The 20,920-nt window shown below is 27.6% G+C and carries 16 protein-coding genes; 13 read left to right on the top strand and 3 right to left on the bottom strand.

What is annotated here, in order from left to right; translation table 11 throughout:
• Positions 1-27: 27 nt before the first annotated feature.
• A complete protein-coding gene (locus ACEXNK_RS15360) occupies positions 28-831 on the bottom strand; it encodes an undecaprenyl-diphosphate phosphatase (RefSeq protein WP_373600064.1) in 804 nt (267 codons plus the stop codon).
• Between the two features lie 148 nt (positions 832-979).
• On the opposite strand from ACEXNK_RS15360, the gene ACEXNK_RS15355 reads away from it, so the two are divergent.
• The 4 genes from ACEXNK_RS15355 (at position 980) to ACEXNK_RS15340 (ending at position 6,480) form a co-directional block, all read left to right on the top strand.
• Complete coding sequence (locus tag ACEXNK_RS15355; RefSeq protein ID WP_373600065.1) at positions 980-1,888, top strand: tyrosine-type recombinase/integrase; 909 nt, start codon at positions 980-982, stop codon at positions 1,886-1,888.
• A gap of 69 nt (positions 1,889-1,957) precedes the next feature.
• A complete protein-coding gene (gene purB / locus ACEXNK_RS15350) occupies positions 1,958-3,400 on the top strand; it encodes an adenylosuccinate lyase (RefSeq protein WP_373599964.1) in 1,443 nt (480 codons plus the stop codon).
• A gap of 476 nt (positions 3,401-3,876) precedes the next feature.
• A complete protein-coding gene (gene yjeM, locus ACEXNK_RS15345; RefSeq protein WP_373599965.1) occupies positions 3,877-5,418 on the top strand; it encodes a glutamate/gamma-aminobutyrate family transporter YjeM in 1,542 nt (513 codons plus the stop codon).
• 186 nt (positions 5,419-5,604) lie between these two features.
• Positions 5,605-6,480 (top strand): hypothetical protein, encoded by an 876-nt coding sequence (locus ACEXNK_RS15340; RefSeq protein WP_373599966.1) that lies wholly within the window; start codon positions 5,605-5,607, stop codon positions 6,478-6,480.
• A 34-nt stretch (positions 6,481-6,514) separates the two neighbouring features.
• Here ACEXNK_RS15340 and aspD read toward each other — a convergent pair whose 3' ends face one another.
• Complete coding sequence (aspD, locus tag ACEXNK_RS15335; protein WP_373599967.1) at positions 6,515-8,134, bottom strand: aspartate 4-decarboxylase; 1,620 nt, start codon at positions 8,132-8,134, stop codon at positions 6,515-6,517.
• Positions 8,135-8,452: 318 nt separating this feature from the next.
• Between aspD and ACEXNK_RS15330 the strand changes: the two genes are divergently transcribed.
• Both ACEXNK_RS15330 and ACEXNK_RS15325 read left to right on the top strand, forming a co-directional pair.
• Positions 8,453-9,598 (top strand): sensor histidine kinase, encoded by a 1,146-nt coding sequence (locus tag ACEXNK_RS15330; protein WP_373599968.1) that lies wholly within the window; start codon positions 8,453-8,455, stop codon positions 9,596-9,598.
• Between the two features lie 99 nt (positions 9,599-9,697).
• The gene (locus ACEXNK_RS15325; protein WP_373599969.1) at positions 9,698-11,557 is read left to right on the top strand and encodes a sensor histidine kinase; all 1,860 of its coding nucleotides are present in this window, start codon (positions 9,698-9,700) and stop codon (positions 11,555-11,557) included.
• Positions 11,558-11,587: 30 nt separating this feature from the next.
• Here the strand turns inward: ACEXNK_RS15325 and ACEXNK_RS15320 are convergent, their stop codons facing one another.
• Positions 11,588-12,136 (bottom strand): metal-dependent hydrolase, encoded by a 549-nt coding sequence (locus tag ACEXNK_RS15320; RefSeq protein WP_373599970.1) that lies wholly within the window; start codon positions 12,134-12,136, stop codon positions 11,588-11,590.
• A 198-nt stretch (positions 12,137-12,334) separates the two neighbouring features.
• Between ACEXNK_RS15320 and ACEXNK_RS15315 the strand changes: the two genes are divergently transcribed.
• The 7 genes from ACEXNK_RS15315 to ACEXNK_RS15285 all read left to right on the top strand — a co-directional run bounded on the left by ACEXNK_RS15315 (position 12,335) and on the right by ACEXNK_RS15285 (position 20,849).
• Positions 12,335-13,903, top strand: a complete 1,569-nt coding sequence (locus tag ACEXNK_RS15315; protein ID WP_373599971.1) for a ClC family H(+)/Cl(-) exchange transporter — start codon at positions 12,335-12,337, stop codon at positions 13,901-13,903.
• Between the two features lie 73 nt (positions 13,904-13,976).
• Complete coding sequence (locus ACEXNK_RS15310) at positions 13,977-15,536, top strand: oligosaccharide flippase family protein (RefSeq protein ID WP_373599972.1); 1,560 nt, start codon at positions 13,977-13,979, stop codon at positions 15,534-15,536.
• A 195-nt stretch (positions 15,537-15,731) separates the two neighbouring features.
• A complete protein-coding gene (locus ACEXNK_RS15305) occupies positions 15,732-17,357 on the top strand; it encodes an ABC transporter substrate-binding protein (RefSeq protein WP_373599973.1) in 1,626 nt (541 codons plus the stop codon).
• Between the two features lie 77 nt (positions 17,358-17,434).
• Positions 17,435-18,427, top strand: coding sequence for an ABC transporter permease (locus ACEXNK_RS15300; protein ID WP_373599974.1), 993 nt, complete (start codon positions 17,435-17,437; stop codon positions 18,425-18,427).
• The gene (locus tag ACEXNK_RS15295; RefSeq protein ID WP_373599975.1) at positions 18,427-19,296 is read left to right on the top strand and encodes an ABC transporter permease; all 870 of its coding nucleotides are present in this window, start codon (positions 18,427-18,429) and stop codon (positions 19,294-19,296) included. Before ACEXNK_RS15300 ends, ACEXNK_RS15295 begins: the two co-directional genes overlap by 1 nt.
• Before the next feature lie 10 nt (positions 19,297-19,306).
• On the top strand, positions 19,307-20,239 hold the full coding sequence (locus ACEXNK_RS15290; RefSeq protein ID WP_373599976.1) for an ABC transporter ATP-binding protein: 933 nt from the start codon (positions 19,307-19,309) through the stop codon (positions 20,237-20,239).
• Positions 20,229-20,849: an ABC transporter ATP-binding protein gene (locus ACEXNK_RS15285; RefSeq protein ID WP_373599977.1), complete on the top strand. Its 621-nt coding sequence runs from the start codon at positions 20,229-20,231 to the stop codon at positions 20,847-20,849. The genes ACEXNK_RS15290 and ACEXNK_RS15285 overlap by 11 nt, the downstream gene beginning before the upstream one ends.
• Positions 20,850-20,920: the final 71 nt, after the last annotated feature.

Genomic DNA, 20,920 nt, shown 5'->3' with positions numbered 1-20,920 from the left:
AAGCACATAGTGCTTCTTTTGTTTGTGTTAAACTATCATAGTAAAATATGTAAATACTATAATACCAAGTACGATTCTATAATAACCGAATACTTTAAAGTCATGCTTTTTAATGTAGTCCATTAAGAATTTAATAGCGAAAACTGAAACTACAAAAGCTGTTATAAATCCTACAGCTATAACAGACCATTCAAAACCAGAGAAAGCTGCTCCAGTTTTTAAAAGTTTTAATCCACTAGCTCCAACCATAGTTGGTATAGCTAAGAAGAATGAGAACTCAGCTGCTATATATCTAGATGTACCTAATAGTACTGCACCTATTATAGTTGAACCAGATCTAGACGTACCAGGGATAAGAGCTAAACATTGAAATAAACCTATGCCAAGTGCTAGCTTATATGTAAGTTGAGAAAAATCTGTAACTTTAGGCTTTTTATTTCTATTTTCAAGCATTATCATTATGATACCGTAAACTACAAGAGTTATTGAAACGGTAGTAGGATTAAAGAACAATCTATCGATTGTATCATCATATAATACACCTAATATTCCAGATGGAATTACCGCTATTATAACCTTGATCCATAGGTCTATAGTATCCTTTTTTTCCTTTTGAGTTTTTGAACGATCTAATGGGTTTAATTTCTTAAAATATAATGTTAGTACAGCTAGTATAGATCCAAGTTGAATTACAACCATAAATGTACTAACGAAAACGTCTGATAAATTAAACTTTACAAATTGTTCAACTAATATTAGATGGCCTGTACTACTTACAGGAAGCCATTCAGTTATACCTTGAACTATACCAAGTATAATGGCTTTAAACATTTCTAACAATTTTAACTACCTCCTAAATTAAAAGTATTTTGACCATAAGTTAAAGTATACCAATGTTAATAAATATATTCAATATATATAAGGAGGTATTTAATAAAATATTAATAATTTTAAAATAATAAATATAGGGGGATAAAAGATAGTGGAAAACATATTATTAAATGAATATGAATATGAAATTTTCAAAGAATTTTCAAAAAAACATAATCCAAATACACGACATGATTATTTAAGTAAAGTTATTTTATTTAAAGAATTTATTAAGAATAAGGACTTACTAGATATAACTAAAGAAGATTGTAGCAATTTTATAGACTTTGTAAGAGATAACTATGCTAAATCAACATCAGAAAAGATATATAGTTATTTGCATAGCTTTTACAATTATATGAATAAACAAGGATATATAGAAAATAACTTGTTTAAATTAGTAAAAAAACCACAGGTGAGTAGAATAAAAACAAAGGATGATGTATTAAGCATTCAGGAAATAAACAAGTTAATAGATAGCTTAATAAGACTTAATGTTAGAGATAGATTAATAGTTATATTTTTAATAACTACAGGGTGCCTTTTAAATGAACTTGTGAATTTAAAATGGAAAGATTTAATGATAGATGATAAAGGGAATTCTTATGTAAGACTTGGGAAAAATAAAAAAGAAAGAGTTGTTAAGTTACACCCATACTGTTTTTCTATAATGGAGGATTATAGAAAGTACTTAGGATTACCAGAAGTTATAATGCCAACAGATGATTTTGTTTTTGTAACTCAAAAAAGTAATTCTATAACAGATAGAAATGTAAGAATAATTGTAAGAAAGGCATTAGACATAGCGGGATTAAGCAATTACTCATCTAAAGATTTTAGACATTCATTCGCAGCGATAAGTTTAAGGCTTGGAGCTAAGGATGAAGAAGTTAAAAATCAACTTGGATGGTGTGATAAATACTATGCAATTAGATATAAATATGTAGTAAATTTTGTAGATAGTGATAGTATAGATTATATTATAAGCAGTGATAAGATGAACATAAATAAAAAATAGCTTGTTATTGTTCGTTAAATTATATATAATTAATTTATAAAATAAAGACACAAGGAAGGTGCTAATTAAATGGAAAATAAATATAGTACATATGCAAATCCATTAATAGATAGATATTGCAGTAAAGATATGAGTTATGTATTTTCTCCACAATTTAAATTTTCAACTTGGAGAAAATTATGGGTTGCATTAGCAGAATCAGAAAAAGAATTAGGTCTAAATATAACTGATGAACAAATAAATGAATTAAAAGCTAACATAAATAATATAAACTTTGATGAAGCTAGAAAAATAGAAAAAGAAGTAAGACATGACGTTATGAGCCATGTAAAAGCTTATGGATTACAATGCGATAATGCAAAAGGGATAATACACTTAGGTGCAACTAGTGCTTATGTTGGTGACAATACTGATGTAATACAAATGACTGAAGCATTAAAACTTATAAGAGTTAAATTAGTTAACTTAATAAGTAATTTAAAAGAATTTGCAATTAAAAATAAAGATATACCAACTTTAGGATTTACACATTTCCAAGCGGCTCAATTGACTACTGTAGGAAAAAGAGCATGTTTATGGGCACAAGATTTAATAATAGATTTAGAAGATTTAAACTTTAGAATAGAAAATATGAAACTAAGAGGTGTTAAAGGTACAACTGGAACACAAGCTAGTTTCTTAAGTTTATTTGAAGATGATGATAAAAAGGTTAAAGAATTAGATAAATTAGTATGTGAGAAGATGGGATATAAAGCATCATATGCAGTAAGTGGACAAACATATACTAGAAAATTAGACTACCAAGTAATATCTATATTATCAGGAATAGCACAAAGCATGCATAAAATGACTAATGATATAAGATTATTACAAAGCTTAAAAGAAATAGAAGAGCCATTTGGTAAAAATCAAATAGGGTCATCTGCTATGGCATATAAGAGAAATCCTATGAGAAGTGAAAGAATTGCATCTTTATCTAAATTTGTTATAGCTGAAAGCTTAAGTCCAGCGCTTGTACAAGCAACTCAATGGTTAGAAAGAAGTCTAGATGACTCAGCTAATAAAAGACTTGCTATACCACAAGCATTTATGGCAGTAGATGCTATACTTGAAATAGGTATAAATGTTACTGATGGACTTGTAGTTTATGAAAATATAATAAATAAGCATATAAATGAAGAACTACCTTTTATGGCTACAGAAACAATACTTATGGAAGCTGTAAAAAGAGGTGGAGATAGACAAGAGTTACATGAAGTAATAAGAGAGTATTCTATGGAAGCTGCAAAAAGAGTAAAACAAGAAGGTAAAGATAATAACTTACTAGAATTAATTTTAATCGATTGTGATACGTTTAAAATGAGCAAAGAAGAAATATTATCAATAATGGACCCTAAAAACTTTGTTGGAAGAGCTCCACAACAAGTTGTTGAATTTGTTGAAGAAACAGTAAATGCAGCAATAGATGAATATAAAGATTTAATAGGAATGAAAATAGACTTAAATGTATAAAAAAGAGGCGAGAGCCTCTTTTTTTACGCTTAAGGGATTTATGCTTAACGAATATCTGTTGATAACTTATAAATTATAGTTATATCAATACTTTGCTGAAAGTAAAAAAGAACATTTTGAGCAACGGACGAAGTCGTTGGCGACAGGAGCGAAGCGACTTTTTTATTTGAAAAACCACAAATAATAATAAAACACAGAAAATAAATTAGATTTTAAATGTGAAAATTTTAAAAATAATTATTAAATTAAAATAGAGTTTTGATAAAATGCAATTTTAATTTCTACAAAATATTTCAAAAAATCATTTTTTTAAATTGTTTATAAAATCTAAAGATTTAATTAAATTTAAAATGTATTGGAAAATTTGTAGAAATATGATATTATGTGTAACGTGGAAAAGGTTAATCTTTTGTAATATGAATTAAATTAACCTTAAATGTAAAAAGTATTTATATACTTTAAGAGGAGGAAAACAAATGGCAGGTAATAACAACAATGCTAAAAAATTAACATTAGTTCCTTTAGTACTTATGATATTTACATCAGTATTTGGGTTCGCTAATATGCCAAGAGCCTTTTTCCTAATGGGATATGCAGCTATACCTTGGTATATATTAAGTGCAATTTTATTTTTCATACCATATGCATTCATGATGGCTGAATACGGAGCTGCATTTAAACATGAATCAGGAGGAATGTACTCTTGGATGGAAAAATCTGTAGGTCCTAAGTATGCATTCGTAGGAACTTTCATGTGGTATGCATCTTACATTGTTTGGATGGTAAACGTTGCTTCAAGTTTATGGATACCATTATCAAATGCAATATTTGGATATGATGCTACATCAACTTGGTCTTTATTTGGATTAACTTCAGTTCAAACACTAGGAATACTAGGTGCTTTATGGATAATATTAGTTACTTATGTATCTACTAAAGGTATAGAAAAGATAACTAAGGTTACATCTATAGGTGGTACTGCAGTTGCAGCATTAAACTTAGTTTTACTAATAGGTGGGGTTGCTGTTGTAGCTCTTAATAAAGGACAATTTGCAGAGCCTGTAAGCGATGTTGTAAAAGCGTTTACGAACTCTCCAAACCCAGCATATCAAACACCATTAACTGTATTATCATTCTTAACATTTGCAATATTTGCATTTGGTGGATTAGAAGTTTTAGGTGGATTAGTTGACCAAACTGAAAATGCTGAAAAAACTTTCCCTAAAGGACTTACTTTAGCAGCTATAGTAATATCTGTAGGATATGCTGTAGGTATATTTGCTTGTGGTATGTTTACTAACTGGGGTGATATATTATCATCAAGTGATGTAAATATGGCTAACGTTGCTTATGTATTAATGCAAAACTTAGGATACCAATTTGGAGTTGCTGTTGGAGCTAGTGAAGCTACTTCATTAGTAATGGGAGCTTGGGTTGCTAGATTCGTTGGATTATCAATGTTCTTAGCATTATCAGGAGCTTTCTTCACATTAACTTACTCTCCATTAAAAACTCTTATAGAAGGTGCACCTAAAGAGGTTTGGCCTGGTAAATTAGGAGAAATAAAAAATGGAATGCCTATAGAAGCAATGAAATGGCAAGCTATAGTAGTTGTAGCTATGATACTTTTAGTTTCATTTGGTGGTAAGAGTGCAAGTGAATTCTTCGCATTATTAGTTCTTATGACTAACGTTGCTATGACTATACCTTATTTATTCTTATCAAGTGCATTCCCTGCATTTAAGAAAAAGCAATTAGAAGGTAAAGTTGAAAAACCATTCGTAGTGTATAAGAGCCTTGGAATGGCAACTACTTTCTCTGTAATAATAGGCATATTAGTTGGATTTGCTAACGTGTTTACTGTAATAGAACCATCATTATCATCTCCAGCAGGAATAACTAAATCATTAACTATGATAGGTGGACCTGTTGTATTTGGATTAGTAGGATTCTTCTTATATAGTAGATATGAAAAGAAGCATGGGAAAAATGCTAATAACGATAAAAAAGCAAGTTAATAATTAAAATCAACATAAATAAACACCTGCTAAAATTTAGCAGGTGTTTTTAAATTATATATAAAAATATACATGTTTATGACAAATAAGTATATTTTTATATATAATTTAACAAATATTTAGTATACTATAAGAGTACTTATAGCTAATCAGGGGGATTAGACAAAAGATTTAGGAGGAACAAATTTGTTAAAGAAATTATTAAATTTTATAAAAGTTAATAAAGACGATAAGCAGACAAAAGAAGAAGTTAAAGATGTGAAAATTGAAGTTGAAAAAATAAAACCTCAAGAAAATTTACAGCAAGATGAAAGTGATATAGCTGATGATATTGATGAAAATCAAGTTGAAAATGAATATGATCAAGACGAAATAGAAGAAAAAACAACAATAGAAGACGAGAAATCTTGTGAATTAATAAATGAAGAAGATGAAAAATTTAACGAATTGACAGACGAAGAAAAAGAATATATAAAATTAGCTAAAATTCAAAGAGGAAAGAAAATAAAAGCTATAGATGTTTATTCTAATGAAGAATTTACATTTGAAACTCATAAAGAATGTAGTAAAAAATTAGGCGTGCCTATAGAATACATAAAAGAAAATTTACAATATGGATATACTGATTATTTTGGAGAGGCTATAAAATTTTTAAGTAAAAAGTTAAAAGTAGATATAAGTCCTAAAAAGATAGGAAATAAAAATATAATAGAAGTATTTAATCTTTTACATGAAGAACTTTGGAATAAAGAAATATCTGAAGAAAAAAGAGAAGAAATATTATCTAGTAATAATATAGATGCCATACATATGCATTATAAGTTTGAAGATTTAGACAAAGAATATGATGAATACTTTAAAAAGTATGGAAAAATTATTAGACGCGGTGGAAAAAAGAGAATAGAATTAATAGATAAAAAACAAGAAGTTATAGAAGTATTTAAATCTATAGATGATTGTGCTAAATTTTTCGATAAAAATAAAAGTGAAATAACTAATAGACTAAAATTAGGTGAATGTAAAATTGGTAGATATGAAATTAAATATAGTTTAAGACGATAAAATAAAAGTAGCTTCTATATAGAAGCTACTTTTGTTATTTTCTTTTCCATGTATAAACATAAAAACTTAATACTTCTTTTATTGCATTTCCTATAAATACATAAGACTCATCATCTAAGTTTGCAAGAGATACCCTTACAGACCACTCAGGACCATAGAATCCATGTCCACTTAAAAGAACAATAGAGTAATTATTAGCTAACTTAAATAACATATCAGCTGGCTTATAATTAGTTTTTATAAAATCAGCAAAATCTTCTCCATAATTATTAGTTGCCCATTTTATAATATCAAATATAACATAATAAGAAGCATCGTTATTATCTTTTCTTAACTCAACACCTAAAGCATCATAGAATAGTTTTTGTCTACGTTTACAGATAGACATATTTACAGCTTTATAAGAGTTTTCTTTATCTATTAGTGCAAAAGCAGAGAAAAATGCCATTTGAACTTGCTGTGGAGTAGATAAACCTGCTGTATGGTTTAGAGCTACAAGTCTACTGTCAGCTACTATTCTATCCATAAATGATATACTATCAGGATTTAAACTCATATCACTATAACGCTTGTCTACAGAAGCCTTTAAATCCTCAGGAAGTTCATTTATAAGTTTATCAAAAACATTATTTTCATGAAGCGCTAATGTACCTAAACGCCATCCAGTTACTCCAAAATACTTAGAATAAGAATAAGCACCTATTGTATTATAAGGTAAATTTGCCATTATAGATTTAAATCCATTAACAAATGTACCATAAACATCATCAGAGATTATCATTAAATCAGGGTGATTGTTTTTTACTACATCTATTAAATTATCACTACTAGTTTCATCTATAGCTATAGAAGCAGGGTTATTAGGATTAACTAAAAATAAAGCTTTTATAGATTTATCAGAAAGTTTTTCTAATTCTTCTCTTGAATATTGCCAAGTATGACGGTTATTTTCATCAATTTCATCAGCATTTATATATACTACATCAAAATTGTATCTTGGAAGATGTGGTATTTCTAAATAAGGTGTAAATATAGGAGTCATAATAGCTATTTTATCACCTTTTTTAAGCAATTCATTAGCCATTAGAGAATCAAATATATAACACATTGCAGCTGTAGCACCTTCAACTGCGAATATACTTAAAGGGCCACCTAACTTAGTGTCATATTTCATTTCCTTTATTAAATATTTTTTAACTATTACTTCTATGTGATTAAGAATTCTGTCTGGAGAAGGATAATTGTCACCTATTATTCCATCGGCTAATTCAAACACCCAAGAATCTGGATCAAAATCAAATTCTTCTATACCATAATCAACAATTTCTTTAGCTAATTTAGCACCAGGCATATTTAAATTATCATAAATATATTTATAAAAACGCGTAGCTATCCCTTCTTTTTTTGGCATTCCAGCTAAATCACCTTCATCCCATGTTCTACGAGTTTCATTTACTGCAAATTGACCAAATGTAAAAAATGCTTCACGAGGAGTTGCAGCTGTCCAGTTAGGATTACCACGACCAGCATCTAAAACCCTTCTACCACTTTCCATGGCTCTAAACTTCGCTAATTTTATTAGTTTATCTTTAAATTCAAAAGGACTAATTTTTCCATACATGTCGTTAATTTCTTTAAAATTATATCTACGCATAAATACACACTCCTTTATTATTTACAATTAATATCTATAAAGTAACAAAATATTAAGTAATTTATACAATTAATTATCTATTATATTATAATAAAAATTATGAAAAATAAAGTGTAAAATAAATTTATAGAAAATTTTATAAAGTTCAAATAAAATAAAAGTAAATAAAATAAAGATATAGTACGGAAAAACTTTAAAAATATATGTTTTAAATAAAATGTCTAAAAAAAATATGAAAATATGAAAGGAAATCATTAGAAGTAAATAGAAATTTTAATATAATTATTTTTTAATTTGTTTTAGAGGTGGGGGAGTAAAATGAAGTCCAATTGTTTTGAAGAAAATGCGTTAGAATTATCGCCTATTCCATATGTATTTGGCGAATTAATAAAAATAGAAAATGAAAAATATTCCTTTATAGTAAAAAGCGTAAATAATTCTTTTGAAGAAATTTTGGATATAAATAGAAAAGAATTAATTAATAAGGATATATATGAAATTTTAGGCATTGATGATATAACTGAGAAGCTAGAGTGGGTTGTGGAAGGGAAAAATAAAACTATAAATTTAAAGAAAGTAAAAAAAAGTTACGAATTAATTTCTAAACATATAAATGAAAATAAATATTCTATTTGGTTTATAGATAAAAATAAGGAATTAGAATATGAAAAGACTAATAAGATAAGAAATGAATTTTTTACAAATTTATCACATGAATTACGAACGCCCTTAAATTTAATATTTAGTTCATTGCAAGTATTAGATTTAAAAATAAAAAATACAAATGTAAGTGAAGAACAATTTATTTCAAAATACATAAATATGGCAAATCAAAATACATATAGACTATTGAAGTTAGTAAATAATATAATCGATTCTAATAAAATAACATCAGGTTACTTTGATCATAATCCTCAAAACTATGACATAATAAATTTTATAGAAGGCATATGCATGTCCGTAGTAGATTTTGCTAGCCATAAAAACATAGATATAGTATTTGATACTGAAATGGAAGAAAAAGTCATAAGTTTTGATCTTGACCAAATGGAGCGTATAATTCTTAATCTATTATCTAATGCAATAAAATTTAGTAAAGACAATGGAAAAATAAAAATTTATATAAAAGAAGAGAATAATATGATAGAAATAAGTATATCTGATAATGGGATAGGTATACCAAAACATAAATTGGAATCTGTATTTGATAGATTTAAACAAGTAGATAACAATGTAATAAGAAGAGGAGAAGGTAGCGGAATAGGACTTTATCTAGTTAAGTGCCTGATAGATATGCATGGAGGTAGTATACACGCTGATAGTGAACTAGATATAGGAACGACATTTAAAATAAGAATTCCAGACAAAATGGATAATGAATGTGAGTATACAATAATAGAAAAAAACTTACAAAATTCGTATATAGAAAAGATAAAAGTTGAATTTTCTGATATATATGCATAAATAAAAATCTCGATTATAAAATATAATCGAGATTTTTGTATTTATTTGTTATAATTATAATAATGTGAAAATAGGTATAAAGAATAAGGGGAGATGGGTTTGGGAGTACACAAATATAAAAATATATTAGATATGTGTCCAATACCTTATATATGGGGAAAACGTATAGATGAGGGTGGAAATATACGATATATAGCTAAGGGAAGTAATGATTTATTAATTAGAAAATTAGAATTAAAAGATGAAAAAGACATAATAGATAAAAGTGTAGAAGATATTTTGGGAATATCTATAAATGAAATAAAAAAATTTTCTAAAGTCAAAGAAAATAGAATTATAAAATATCAATATATAAATACAATGCAAAATATATATAAAATAATTTTAAACTTTGATGATGAAGATGAATTTTATATATGGTTTGAGGCTTACCATATAAGTAATAACTACAACTTGGCAATACAGAATGACTTAAAAGCTATTATATGGATAAAAGATATTAATGGTAGATATATACAAGTAAATAGAAATTTCGAGAAAATAATGAAAGTAAAAAGTGTAGATGTAATTGGAAAGAAAACTTCAGAGACAAGTATATATGAAGAATTTGAATATATAGAAGAATATGAACAACTTATTTTAAGTAAAGATGAAGATATTGTAGAAAAAATAATATATGAAGATGGAAGATGGGTTAGTATATTTATTTACCCTATGTTTGATGAAGATAAGTACATTATAGGTACATATGGATATAAAGTATATGACTATGTAAACTCTAAAACACCAATAGGTATAGAAAATAGAAATAAAATGTTAGAGATAATAGTAGATAATTTACCAGTACCTATTTTTTATAAAGATACACAAGGCGTATATCTTTATTGCAATGAAGCTTTTGAGGAATTGCTTGAGGTTGATAGAAATAAAATTATAGGTAAAAAAGATTATGATTTAAGCACTAATGATTATAATATAAATATTTACAAAGAGGCTGATAACAAAGTTATAAAACACAAACTAACAACTGTTGATGAAATATATTTAGAGAGAAGAGAAGATGATAAGTATATAGAAATAACAAAGGTACCTTTATGGGACTATAAAAAGAAAGTTACAGGTATAATAGGTATAGTAATAGATTTAACTGAGAAAAAAGCAACAGAAAGAGAATTAGAAAAACTGAGGTTAGATTTTTTCTCAAACTTAACACATGAATTTAGAACTCCATTAAATTTAATATTTTCATCTGTGCAATTAATAGATCAAAGCATATCTAAAATAAAACAGGGAGATATAAATGTACTTATAAGATATCTAGGTATAATAGAACAAAATGGAATGAGACTTTTGAAATTAGTTAACAATTTGATTGATTCTACGAGAATTGATTCTGGATGTTTAGATTATATTCCTAAAAATCAAGATATTATAAGTTTTGTTGAAAACATATGTGATTCAGTTGTAGAGTTTAGTAAATTACAAAATATAGAGCTTACATTTGATACAGATAAAGAAGAAAAAATAATTGCTTTTGACGGTGATAAAATGGAAAGGATAATATTGAATTTACTATCTAATGCTATAAAGTATAACAAAGATACAGGAAATATTGATGTAAATATAAATTGTAATGATGATTATATAGATATAAAAGTAAAAGACACTGGTATAGGTATACCGAGTGATAAACTAGAAGATATTTTTGAAAAATTCAAACAAGTAGATAATAGATTAACTAAAGTTAGTGAGGGTAGTGGCATAGGATTATCTATTGTAAAATCTCTAGTAAATTTACATGACGGTATAATAAGTGTAAATAGTAAGATAGGATTAGGGACAGAGTTTAAAGTAAGTATACCTAATAAAACTATATTAAATCAAAATTTAAATATAGTGCAAAACGAATCTATAAATATGGATAAAAAAATTCAAATAGAATTTTCTGACATATATTAAATATAACTCCTAACAAATATTTGTTAGGAGTTATATTTTTAGTTCTAGTAAAATATATAAGTTATAAAGTATCAAGTTAATAGATATAAATTTCAGTATTTTATAGATATACTTTTCTCCTTTAGAGCTAGTTTTTAATCTTGAAAGTTTTAGATTAAAACCAAGTGGGAAAAATAAATCAACACCCTCATATGTAAAAGCATCCAATACTATATGGGATGTATATCCTATAAAAACTCCATAAGACATACAAATTAAAATTATATTACCTTCTCCAATTAAAACTATAAATTTAAAAAGTTCTGATAATACTATTAAAAATAATAAACTGTGGGTAAAACCTCTATGCTTACATCGTTTTGAAATAAACTTAGATAAATAAGGCCATTTTTTGCTCATATAAGATTTTCTAGTATCCAAATCAGGAAGCAAAGACCCTAAGTTAGAGCATTGGAAAAAAATCGCACAAAGCATTAATTTATATAAAATATTATAACTACCTAAATAAATGGAACTAAAGGTAGGAAATATTAGCGCTGCAAACAAATATCCTCCAGATGAATGTGTTTCTTTTGTCATTAAAATACCCTTTCTAATAGTTGGTTATTTAAAATTTATTATATATTAAAAAAAATAAATATGGAATCGAACATAGCTAAAATATAGAAAGTATATAGATAAATTTAAAATAAAATAAACTTTACATATTGTATACAATTCAAAAAAGTTAGATTTAGTAGTATAATATATAGTGACTATAAAAAAGGAGGATTTTAGATGGAGAAAGAAAGAACTTGCAATTTACTAAGACATACCAAAAATCTGAAATTTAAGCTTATATTAGAAAGTGCTATAATAGGAGCTTTAGTAGGATTTACAATAGTAATTCACAGAATATTATTAGAAAAACTATCTTCTGTGTTTATGGGATTTTATGATAATAGTAGAGGTAGTACTCTTGGAATTGTACTATTATTTGCTCTTTTAATAATAGGTGGATATTTAGTTGCCCTTATGGTAAAAAAAGAACCTATGATAAGTGGAAGTGGTATACCTCAAGTTGAAGGTATATTAATGAAAAAGCTAAAAGGAAGCTGGTTAGGAATACTAATTTATAAATTTTTAGGAGGACTTATAGCTCTAGGAGCTGGATTATCTCTAGGTAGAGAAGGCCCTTCAGTTCAAATGGGTGCAAGTATAGGTGAAGGATTTGCGAAAGTTTTTAAAAGAGTAAGTGTAGAAGAGAAATACTTAATAACAAGTGGTGCTAGTGCTGGTCTAGCAGCAGCTTTTAATGCGCCTATATCTGGAGTTATGTTTGCTTTAGAAGAAGTTCATAAAAACTTTTCACCATTGGTTTTATTATCAGTTATGTCATCTGCATTAATGTCAGACTTTGTTACTAAGAATATTCTAGGTGTTGGAAAATCTCTAAGCTTTGTAGGTGTTAGGCCTATGGATTTAAAATATTACTGGGTTTTAATAATACTAGGAGTATTAGTTGGGATAAGTGGAGTTATATTTAACAGTGGTATCTTAAAAACTCAAGCTATTTTTAAAGAATCTAAGTTAAGTACAGAGATAAAAGTAATAATCCCATTTTTAATAACAGGAGTTATAGGTCTAACAGCACCTATATTATTAGGTGGAGGACATGAACTTATAATGTCTTTAGGACATGATTCTATAACATTGAAAATGCTATTATTATTTTTATTAGTTAAGTTTGTATTTACTTTTGTTAGTTTTGGATCAGGAGTTCCAGGAGGAATTTTCTTCCCACTATTAGTTCTAGGTGCATTAATAGGAAATATATTTGGAATTATAGCAATAAACATATTTGATATACCAAGTATTTATTTATTAAACTTTATAATACTTGCTATGGCAGGACATTTTGCTTCTATAGTAAAAGCTCCTATAACTGGAATAATATTAATTTGTGAAATGACAGGAAGTTTTGATCATTTGCTTGCATTAGCTATAGTGTGTGTAATTGCTTATATAACATCTGATTTACTTAAATCAGAACCTATATATGAAAGTCTTCTTGAAAGATGGATAGAAAAGGATGCTCATAAGTTTAAGCCTAATCCTGTAAGAAAAAGTCTTATAGAAATTGCAGTTCAAATAGGATGTGAAATAGAGCATAAACAAATAAAAGATATAACTTGGCCGGAAAATTGTTTAATAGTTTCAATAACTAGAGGTGGAAAAGAAATTATTCCTAAAGGAAACACTGTATTATTAGGTGGAGATTATTTAACCATAATGTCAGATGAAGAAAATTCAGCATGCGCGCTAGATTATGTAACTGAATTAACATCAAACATAAATATATTATAGAATTTTATTTAATGTAATCACATATATATTAAAAGTATAAAAAATATAAATTTAAAATATAATAGGTGATTACATGAGAAGAAAGAAACTTATAATAAATGCACTTATAATGACCTTTTCTACAATTATATTTGGATTTATAGCTATGTTTTTTAGAGTTTATTTATCCAAAAAGATAGGACCAGAAGGTATGGGGTTATATCAACTTATAATGTCTGTATATATTATGGCTATTACTTTCTCAAGTGCAGGGGTTAGGATAGCTATAACCAGACTTGTAGCAGAACAAGTGGGAAGAGGAAATAAAAAAGCTATAAGATCTATAGTAAATAAGGGGTGTATCTATAGCTTATTTTTTAGCATATTAACTTCTATGATGCTTTTTTACGGGGCAGAATACATAGGAATGACACTATTAAAAGATGAGAGAGCTATTATATCACTAAAAATATTATCATATAGTTTACCGTTTATAGGTATATCATCTTGTCTTAGTGGTTATTTTTATGGAGCTAGAGAGGTAGTTAAATCAGTATCAGCAGAAATTATAGAGCAATTGATAATGATGGCTATAGTAATAGTATCTATTAATGTATTTATAGATACTAATGTAGAAAAGATATGTGCATTAATATGTGTAGGAATGGCTGTAGGAAATATAATATCTTGCATATATGCATATCTTTTATGTACATATAAAACAAAAACTTTGAGCAGAAATACATCGTGTAGTAGTTACAATAGATGTAAAATGATAGATATTACTAAGATTGCATTACCTATAGCTTCTAGTTCATATATACAAAGTGGACTTAGAACTGTAGAAGACATATTAATACCAAATGCACTTAGAATGTCTGGAACTTCTGTAATAACTTCTTTATCAATTTTCGGTATGATAAAGGGGATGGCACTACCTATAATAAATTTTCCAGCTGTATTTTTAAGTTCCTTTGCAACTTTGATAATACCAGAAATAGCAGAAGCACACTCGTTAAATCGTAATAAATTAGTTAATTTTATAATTTCAAATGTATTTAGAGTAACATTTATAATATCAGTTTTTGCATCAGGAGTATTTATTGCATTTTCTAATGATATTGGATGGGTTGTTTATTCTAATAAAGAAATAGGTATAATAATTAGAGTTTTAGCTCCGATAATACCTATAATGTATTTAGAACGTATTATGGATGGAATTCTGAATTCTTTGAACAAACAAGTAACACTGTTAAAAATAAATTTAATAGACATGATAATTAGAATACTTATTATATATTTTATAATACCTACAAAGGGCATAGAAGGTTTTATAATAGTGATATTTGTAAGTAATATTTTTAACTTTACTTTAAATATGTATAATGTATTAAAAACAACTAAATTGGAGTTTAAAATATTTAACTGGGTAGTAAAGCCAATAATATGTGTAAGCATAGCAGTTTTAATATCTAGTTACATAGGAAGTAATATTATAGAACAGACAATAATTTCTATGATTATATATTTTATAATGTTAATTTTGACAGCATGCATAAAAATTAAAGATTTTAATTGGATAATTGATAGTTTTAAATTAGTTAAAGATATAAACTTAGATAGTATTAAGTTATATAACGATAGATACTTGTAAATGAAAATTGTATAAAACAAAAAATATTCAGAAATTATTGAATATCAAATAATATATAGCTATAATTAACTTGTAATAAAACTATAGTTTATATGAAATAAAAAACCATGAAGGTTTAATTTGCTAATAGGCAATAAACTTTCGTGGTTTTTTTGTATAAAGATAAGTTTAAAAAACAAGGGGGATAATAAGGAGATGAAGTTAAAAAAAGCTATATCTGTAGGATTTACTATTATGTTAACAATAGGTGCATTAACAGGATGTTCAGAAACAGAGGAAAGTAAAAATACAGATGTAAAAGGATCGACTAATAACAGGATAGAGAATAATGAACTTGTAGCAGCTGTAGCATATGAGCCTGAAGCGGGATTTGATGCTACAGTAGGTGGACATGGATCTATGACAAGAGTGTTTTTTTCAACATTATTTAAAAGAGATAAGCAATTAGGAATGGAAAATGATTTAGCAACAGGGTATGAAGTATCTCCAGATAGATTAACTTGGACAGTAAAAATAAGAGATGATGCAAAGTTTAGTGATGGAGAGAAATTAAGTGCAGAAGATGTTGCTTATACATATGAAAAAGCAAAAAATAGTGGATCAAGTATAGATTTAACTTCATTAGATAGTGTAAAAGCAGTTGATGAATATACTGTGGAGTTTAAATTAAAAGAACCTCAATCTACATTTATAGAAAAAATGGCATCTATAGGAATAGTTCCAAAGCATGCACATAATGAAGATTTTTCAGAAAATCCAATAGGTTCAGGGCCGTATGAATTTGTACAGTGGGATAAAGGGCAACAAGTTATTGCGAAAGTAAATGATGATTACTATGGAGATAAGCCAAATATAGAAAAATTAACAATGGTATTTCTAGAAGATGATGCGGCATATGCAGCCGTAAAATCTGGAGAAGTTGATATAGCATCGATACCTGGAGCTTTTGCAAAAAATGATGTGGAAGGTAAAAAAATTATAGAGTTAGACAGTATTGAAACTTATGGGATAGAGTTTCCAATGCAAAAGAGTGGAGAAAAAAATAAAAATGGATATCCTGTAGGAAATGATGTTACTAGTGATAAAGCTATAAGAGAGGCATTAAATTATGCTATTAATAGACAAGAGTTAGTAGACGGAGTACTAGAAGGATTTGGGGAAGTGTCTACAACAGGACTTGAAAAGATGCCATGGCTTAATGAAGAAACTAAACTAACAGGAGATGCAGACATAGAAAAAGCTAAAAAGATTTTAGCTGATGGAGGATGGAAAGATACAGACTCTGATGGTATTTTAGAAAAAGATGGGACTAAAGCAGAATTTAAACTTCTTTATACTGATGGAAAGTATAGACAAGAACTAGGGCTAGCTGTAGTTGAAGTAGCAAAACAAATAGGAATAAAAATAGATTTAGAAGCTAAAACGTGGGATACTATAGAACCTGAAATTAATTCACAGCCAGTTTTATTTGGATGGGGATCAGGAGATCCATCTGAACTTAATTATCTATATAGTAGCGATGTTATAGGTGTTGGAGTTCCATGGAATAATGCTGGGTATTATAAAAATGAAAAAGTAGATAAAAATATAAAACAAGCATTACAAAGTGAAGATGAAAAAGAAGCAATAGAATTTTGGAAGAAGGCTCAATGGGATGGAGAAACAGGATTTTCAACAAAAGGAGATTGTACATACGCATGGCTTGTAAATGCTGGACACTTATACATAGCAGATGAAAAGTTAAATATAGGTACTCCTGTAGTTCAACCTCATGGAGGAAGAATGCTTGATAACATAACTGAGTGGAAATGGGATAAATAAAAATAAAAGGGCTATTTCAATATTTTGGAATAACCCTTGTTTAGATACAAGACTAATTTTAGTGAGGTATATTTAAAATGTATAACTTGAAAAGTATATGTATGTTTTTGGCTAAAAAAATTATAAAACTAATGACTTTATTAGTAGCTGTATGTGCTCTTACATTTTTATTAATGGAAAAATCTCCAATTGACCCTATAAAAGCATATGTAGGTGCTGATTTAAGTGTAACTCAAAGTCAAAGAGAAGAAATAGAAAAGCATTGGGGATTAGATAAACCACCACTTGAAAGATTTGCTTTATGGTTTAAATCTATATGCGAAGGTGATTTGGGAACTTCTATGATATATAGAAGACCAGTTATAGATGTTATAAGTGAAAAATTTATTGCATCTCTTGCACTTATGGTAGTTGCCTGGACCATTTCTGGAGTATTAGGATTTATAATGGGAGTTGTTTCAGGAGTTAATGAAGGAAAGCTAATAGATAAAATAATTAAAGGCTATTGTTATGTCTTAATTTCAACCCCTACTTTTTGGTTGGGAATTCTATTGATTATGATTTTTTCAGTTAAATTAAAATTATTTCCAATAGGATTAGGAGTTCCAATAGGGGTAGTAGCTAGTGAGGTTACGTTAAAAAGCTTAGCAAAGCATATTATATTGCCAGCATTAACGTTAAGTGTTTTAGGAGTAGCTAATATTTGCTTACATACAAGAGAAAAAGTTATTGAGATTACCAATAGTGATTATATAGTTTTTGCAAAAGCTAGGGGAGAAAGCAAAAAAAGTATAATTTTAAATCATGTTATAAAAAATGTAGCGCTTCCTGCTATAACTCTTCAATTTTTATCTTTTAGTGAGTTATTTGCAGGAACTATATTTGCAGAACAAGTTTTTTCATACCCAGGACTAGGTCAAGCTACAGTAGATGCAGGAATAAAAGGAGATTTTCCTCTTTTGATGGGGATTGTGATAATAAGTTTGATATTTGTATTTACAGGAAATTTAATAGCAGACGTTCTATATAGATTTATAGACCCTAGGGTTAGGGAAGGGAGTATTGAGTAATGGATCAAAGTCAAATCATGGAACAAATAGATAGAAAAATTATTAGATTTAGGATAGGCGCAAGAGAAAAAATATTATTGTCCTTAGTTTTATCTATTATTTTTTTTACAGGAATATTAGTATATGGAAGTTTAATATCAGACGAACAAATTGCCATAAATTTAGCTAATAAAAATTTACCACCAAGCTTAGAATATATATTCGGTACAGATTGGATGGGTAGAGATATGTTTTACAGAACTGTAAAGGGACTTAGTTTAAGTATGAAAATAGGGGTGATAGCATCATTAATAAGTGGAGGTATAGCTTTGATACTTGGTCTTATGGGAGCTGTAATGGGAAAAACAGTAGATAATTTTATTACTTGGATTATAGATTTATCACTTTCAGTTCCTCATGCTATAGTAATAATACTTATATCAATAGCTCTTGGAGGAGGATTAAAAGGAATTGTTATAGGTGTGGCACTTACTCATTGGCCATCACTTACAAGAATAATAAGAGCTGAAGTTTTACAAATAAGGAATTCAGAATATGTAAAAGTGTCTAGGAATTTTGGAAAATCTAACTTATATATTTCTATAAATCATATTTTACCTCATATAATTCCACAACTTTTAATAGGAATAGTACTTATATTTCCACATGCTATATTACATGAAGCATCTATAACATTTTTAGGGTTTGGGCTTGAGCCCCATGAGCCAGCTATTGGAATAATACTGTCAGAAGCTATGAAATATTTAAGTAGTGGTAGATGGTGGCTTGCATTTTTTCCTGGACTTAGCTTAGTGTTAGTTTCATTAATGGTTGATAACATAGGAAAAAATATAAGAAAAATTATAAATCCGAGTCTTATGAATGAATAGGAGTAATGATATGAAAGAGCCAATATTAAAAGTTAAAAATTTAGGGGTTAGTTTTTCTCAATATACAAAAGGATTAAGAAAAAGCAATTTAAAAGTAATAACTAATTTAGATATAGATTTATATAAGGGTGAAATAGTAGCGGTAGTTGGTTCAAGTGGTTCAGGGAAAAGTTTATTAGCACATGCTATTTTAGGAATACTTCCTAAAAATTCTACAACTGAAGGAAGTATAGTTTATGAGAATCAAGAATTAGATAAAAAAAGAAAAGAAAAGTTAAGAGGAAAAGAAATTGTATTGATTCCTCAATCTGTTAATTATTTAGATCCATTAATGAAGGTTTCAAAACAAGTAAAACTTTCTATAGATAACAAAAAAGAAGCAGATAAAATACAGAGAAATATTTTTTCTAAATATGGTTTAAGTAAAAAAGTAGATAGTATGTATCCTTTTCAATTATCTGGAGGAATGGCTAGAAAAGTATTATTGTCAAGTGCTTTAGTTAGCAATACAAAAGTAATAATAGCAGATGAACCGACACCTGGACTAGATGAAATATCTTTAAATGAAGCATTAGGTCATTTTAGAGATCTTGCTAATATCGGGTGTGCTGTACTTATGATAACTCATGATATTGAAGCTGCTTTAAAAGTTGCTGATAAGATTGCTGTATTTTATGCGGGTACAACTTTAGAAATTGCAAATGTAGAAGATTTTAAAGATGGAATTGAAAATTTAAGGCATCCATATACAAAATCACTTTATAAAGCTTTACCTCAAAATGAATTTAAGGGGATAAAAGGATCGCAACCTCAACCTAATAAACTTCCAGAAGGATGTTTATTTTATGAAAGATGTGATATTAAAACAAAAGAATGTAGCTATAATAAACCAGAAATGAAGTCATTAAGAGGTGGAAAGGTGAGATGTATTCATGCAACTTAAAGCTAGTAATATAAGTTTTAAATATAAAAATAGTGAAAAATATATTTTAGAAAATATTGATTTTGAAATAAATAGTGGAGAAATAGTGGGACTTATTGCACCAAGTGGATTTGGAAAAACTACTTTTGCAAAAATACTTTCAGGATATGAAAAAAATTTTAGTGGAGATATAAGTATTGATGGGAAAAAAATAAATAAATCTTATAATCCGATTCAACTTATATTGCAACATCCAGAAAAAGCTGTTAACCCAAAATGGAAGATGAGTAAGATTTTAAAAGAAGCCTTCAATCCATCAAAAGATTTACTAGATAATATGGGAATAAAAGAAGAATGGCTAAATAGGTGCCCAAATGAATTGTCTGGTGGGGAATTACAAAGATTTTGTGTTATAAGAGCATTGTCAAAAGAAACTAAATTTTTAATAGCTGATGAGATGACGACTATGTTAGATGCAATAACCCAAGCTCAAATTTGGGATGTAGTATTAGATTATGCTAAAAAGAATAATATAGGAATTATTGTTATAAGCCATGAAAAATTTCTAATAGATAGGATTTGTGAAAGAGTAGTAAATTTAGAAAAGTTTAAAGTTAAAAATTCCAATTAAATATGCACTTTAATTAAATGCTATATTGAATTTTTTATGGAATATATTTTTGCATATATGTTGATACTTAA

The sequence above is a fragment of the Paraclostridium bifermentans genome (assembly GCF_964259345.1).
GTDB classification, from domain to species: Bacteria; Bacillota; Clostridia; order Peptostreptococcales; family Peptostreptococcaceae; genus Paraclostridium; species Paraclostridium bifermentans_B.
The sequence above is the reverse complement of the archived record's forward strand: the minus strand, read 5'-3'. Positions and strand labels throughout refer to the sequence as shown.

Coding starts and splice junctions, on each gene's coding strand:
- aspD (WP_373599967.1), bottom strand. CDS start 8,134: ATGCGTAGATATAATTTTAAAGAAATTAACGACATGTATGGAAAAATT.
- ACEXNK_RS15300 (WP_373599974.1), top strand. CDS start 17,435: ATGTATAACTTGAAAAGTATATGTATGTTTTTGGCTAAAAAAATTATA.
- ACEXNK_RS15285 (WP_373599977.1), top strand. CDS start 20,229: ATGCAACTTAAAGCTAGTAATATAAGTTTTAAATATAAAAATAGTGAA.
- yjeM (WP_373599965.1), top strand. CDS start 3,877: ATGGCAGGTAATAACAACAATGCTAAAAAATTAACATTAGTTCCTTTA.
- ACEXNK_RS15295 (WP_373599975.1), top strand. CDS start 18,427: ATGGATCAAAGTCAAATCATGGAACAAATAGATAGAAAAATTATTAGA.
- ACEXNK_RS15360 (WP_373600064.1), bottom strand. CDS start 831: ATGTTTAAAGCCATTATACTTGGTATAGTTCAAGGTATAACTGAATGG.
- ACEXNK_RS15320 (WP_373599970.1), bottom strand. CDS start 12,136: ATGACAAAAGAAACACATTCATCTGGAGGATATTTGTTTGCAGCGCTA.
- ACEXNK_RS15315 (WP_373599971.1), top strand. CDS start 12,335: ATGGAGAAAGAAAGAACTTGCAATTTACTAAGACATACCAAAAATCTG.
- purB (WP_373599964.1), top strand. CDS start 1,958: ATGGAAAATAAATATAGTACATATGCAAATCCATTAATAGATAGATAT.
- ACEXNK_RS15290 (WP_373599976.1), top strand. CDS start 19,307: ATGAAAGAGCCAATATTAAAAGTTAAAAATTTAGGGGTTAGTTTTTCT.
- ACEXNK_RS15330 (WP_373599968.1), top strand. CDS start 8,453: ATGAAGTCCAATTGTTTTGAAGAAAATGCGTTAGAATTATCGCCTATT.
- ACEXNK_RS15310 (WP_373599972.1), top strand. CDS start 13,977: ATGAGAAGAAAGAAACTTATAATAAATGCACTTATAATGACCTTTTCT.
- ACEXNK_RS15305 (WP_373599973.1), top strand. CDS start 15,732: ATGAAGTTAAAAAAAGCTATATCTGTAGGATTTACTATTATGTTAACA.